This is a genomic window from Candidatus Magnetobacterium casense (genome assembly GCF_019173545.1).
Taxonomy (GTDB): Bacteria; Nitrospirota; Thermodesulfovibrionia; order Thermodesulfovibrionales; family Magnetobacteriaceae; genus Magnetobacterium; species Magnetobacterium cryptolimnobacter.
This window is the reverse complement of sequence record NZ_JABXWD010000333.1, coordinates 1-3,731: the sequence shown is the minus strand read 5'-3', so window position 1 is coordinate 3,731 and position 3,731 is coordinate 1. Positions and strand designations below refer to the sequence as shown.

Annotated in this window: 3 protein-coding genes; all 3 read right to left on the bottom strand. The window is 52.6% G+C overall.

Annotation, left to right across the window (positions count from 1 at the left end):
* Positions 1-992 (bottom strand): elongation factor Tu (gene tuf, locus HWQ67_RS14310; protein WP_218253367.1); only part of this gene is annotated, 992 nt, incomplete at its 3' end.
* A gap of 238 nt (positions 993-1,230) precedes the next feature.
* Positions 1,231-3,315 (bottom strand): elongation factor G, encoded by a 2,085-nt coding sequence (gene fusA / locus HWQ67_RS14305; protein ID WP_218253366.1) that lies wholly within the window; start codon positions 3,313-3,315, stop codon positions 1,231-1,233.
* Between the two features lie 6 nt (positions 3,316-3,321).
* Positions 3,322-3,731: 30S ribosomal protein S7 (rpsG, locus tag HWQ67_RS14300; protein ID WP_218253365.1), on the bottom strand; the 410-nt coding region annotated here is incomplete at its 5' end.

The following is a 3,731-nucleotide window of genomic DNA, read 5'->3' as shown; positions in this document are numbered from 1 at the left end:
CCCTTAAAGAACGGGGTATGGCGTCCGCCCTCTTCCTTTGTCAGCACGTAGGCCTCTGCCCTGAACTTCGTGTGAGGCGTTATGCTACCTGGCTTGGCCAACACCTGGCCCCTTTCGACCTCTTCCTTGCCAACACCGCGCAACAGCGTTCCTACGTTATCACCGGCGCGTCCTTCATCGAGGAGCTTTCTGAACATCTCCACTCCGGTAACAACCGACTTTCTGGTTGTGCTGATGCCAACGATCTCTATTTCTTCGCCGACCTTGATTATACCGCGCTCGATCCTGCCCGTGACAACCGTGCCACGTCCGCTGATGGAGAACACGTCTTCGATGGGCATCAGAAACGGCTTATCCAGCGCCCTCTGTGGTTCGGGTATGTAGGCGTCCACGGCGTCCATCAGGTCATGGATACACTTGTATTCGGCTGCGTCATTGTCGGTGCTGATGCTCTCAAGCGCCTTCAGACCGCTGCCCTTGACTATGGGGATATCATCGCCGGGGAACTGGTACTTACTGAGCAGCTCTCTGACCTCAAGTTCAACCAGGTCTAAGAGTTCGGGGTCATCCACCATATCGACCTTATTCATAAACACCACGATGTAGGGCACGCCCACCTGTCTGGCCAACAGTATGTGTTCCCTCGTCTGAGGCATCGGGCCATCGGCCGCACTCACCACAAGGATGGCACCATCCATCTGAGCCGCTCCGGTTATCATGTTCTTGACATAGTCGGCATGTCCGGGACAGTCCACGTGTGCATAGTGTCGCTTGCTTGTTTCGTACTCCACGTGTGCCGTGGCTATTGTGATACCCCTGGCCTTTTCCTCCGGGGCGTTGTCTATCTGATCGTAGGCCGTAAACTTGGCCTGGCCCTTGATTGCAAGCACCTTGGTTATCGCTGCCGTCAGCGTTGTCTTGCCATGGTCCACGTGACCAATCGTCCCGATGTTCACGTGCGGTTTAGTCCTTTCAAACTTGGCCTTTGCCATATCATCCCTCCTTGTTTTTTTACTTAATCTCTATAGCTCATACAGGCAATAGTTTATCAACTTAAGCTCTTTCTGTTTTTTTCCATTGTTCGCTCTTACGAAAGATTTCTGAACGAAGAAGCTAGTGTATCACAGAAAACACATCGATGTCAATATTTTTTTATTTCCCGCTCCGCTATTCGTGTATATTTTTTACGGACATCGGAGAATCCTCACAAAACACTACCTCCACGCCTTACTATCCACCCTTGACCTTTTTCACGATTTCGTCCTGAGCGGCCTTGGGGAGTTCTTCGTACTGTGCCAGTTGCATGGTGTAGCTTGCCCTGCCCTGGGTCTTGGACCGGAGCACCGTGGCATAGCCAAACATTTCGGCAAGCGGTACCGTGGTATCTATGACCTGGGCATTGCCGCGCTTGGTCATCGAGTGGACACGTCCACGCCTTGAGTTGATATCGCCGATTACATCCCCCATGTAGTCTTCCGGGGTCACGATTTCGACGTCCATGATCGGTTCAAGCAGGACGGGATGTGCCTTCCGTGCGGCTTCCTTTAGCGCCATGGAGCCGGCTATCTTAAAGGCCATCTCCGACGAATCCACCTCGTGGTAGGAGCCATAGACGAGCGTTGCCTTCATGTCCACCACCGGATAACCGGCAACAACACCCGAACTTAATGCCTCTCTCATCCCGGCCTCAATGGCGGGGATATACTCCCTGGGGACAATACCCCCAACTATCTTATTTTCAAACTCAAACCCCTTGCCACGCTCCAGGGGTTCCAACTTTATTTCCACGTGTCCGTACTGGCCCCTGCCGCCGGTCTGTCTGATGTACTTGCCCTCGGCCTCGGCGCTGGACTTGATCGTTTCGCGGTAGGCAACCTGTGGTTTCCCTACGTTTGCACCGACCTTGAACTCACGCAGCAGGCGGTCAACTATTATCTCCAGGTGCAGCTCACCCATGCCCGATATCAACGTCTGACCGGTCTCCTCGTTGAAGGCGACCTTAAACGACGGGTCCTCCTGCGTCAGCTTGTTGAGGGAGAGGAACAGCCTGTCGCGGTCATCCTTTGTCTTTGGCTCTATTGCCACGGATATCACGGGGTCCGGGAACTGGATGGACTCTAAGATCACCGTATTTTTCTCATCACAGAGGGTATCTCCCGTCAGCGTATACTTCAGACCGACCACCGCTCCGATGTCACCCGCTCGTACACTGTTGATCTCCTCCCGTTTACTGGCGTGCATCCGCAGCAGTCTGCCGATGCGTTCCTTTTTGTCCTTGGTGGAGTTGTAGGTGTAAGAGCCGGCGTTGAGCACACCTGAATACACACGTATAAAGGTCAGTTGGCCGACAAACGGATCGGTCATGATCTTAAACGCAAGTGCCGAAAACGGTGCATCGTCATTGGCCGAACGTTCAATCGTATCCTCGGTGCCAGGTACAATACCCTTAATCGCGGGTATGTCCAGTGGAGAGGGCAGATAATCAACAACGGCATCCAACAGCATCTGCACGCCCTTGTTCTTAAAGGCCGACCCACACACCACAGGGGTTATCGTCATGTCTATGACACCCTGTCTTATTGCACGCTTGATCTCATCCTCTGTAATCTCTTGTCCGTTTATATATTTTTCCATCAAGGCATCGTCTATTTCCGACACTGCCTCTATCAGTTTTTCTCTGAACTCCATTGCAGTCTGCCGATAATCTTCCGGAATGTCGCCCTCTACAAACGTTGCCCCCAGGGCTTCGTCGTCAAAGAAGTAGGCCTTCATTCTGACGATATCGAGCGGGCCTCTGAACTTGTCCTCGGCCCCGATGGGTATCTGTAACGCCACCGGTTTAGCGCCGAGCTTCTCTACCATAGAGTCCATTGCCGCCACGAAGTCCGCACCGACCCTGTCCATCTTGTTGAAGAACGCAATTCTTGGCACGCTATACCGTTCGGCCTGCCGCCACACCGTCTCCGTCTGAGGCTCTACCCCCGACACCACATCTATTACCATCACGGCGGCATCGAGCACTCTCAGGGAACGCTCCACCTCTATGGTAAAGTCAACGTGTCCGGGCGTATCGATGATATTTATCCGGTTGTCCTTCCAAAAACACGTAGTAGCCGCCGATGTGATTGTTATCCCCCGCTCCTGCTCCTGGGGCATCCAATCCATCACGGCCGTGCCATCATGGACCTCGCCTATCTTGTAGGTCACTCCCGTGTAATACAGTATCCGTTCTGTTGTCGTTGTCTTACCGGCATCTATGTGGGCCATGATACCTATGTTACGTGTTTTGTCCAGTGGAAATCGAATATCGGCCATATTATCCTACCACCTATAGTGTGCAAATGCCTTGTTTGCATCCGCCATCTTATGGGTGTCTTCCTTTTTCTTTATGGACGAACCGACATTGTTAAAGGCATCCAGCAGCTCTCCGGCAAGGCGCTGCATCATGGTCTTTTCATTTCTGTTGCGGGCATAGTTTCTTATCCATCGAAAGGCCAGGGCCAAACGCCTCTGTGGTCTGATCTCAACGGGCACCTGGTAGGTTGCTCCACCGACGCGCCGCGGTTTGACTTCAATCTGCGGTTTGGCATTTTCTATGGCAGTCTTAAACACCTTAAGCGGGTCTTCGCCGGTTTTGCCCTTCATTATGTCAAAGGCTCCATAGCATATCTTTTCGGCTATTGCCTTCTTGCCATCCTCCACGATAACGTTGATGAACTTTCCAACGATCT

What these genes read in the sequence shown, in the direction of transcription:
- fusA (WP_218253366.1), bottom strand. Translation starts at nt 3,315, where the DNA reads ATGGCCGATATTCGATTTCCACTGGACAAAACACGTAACATAGGTATC.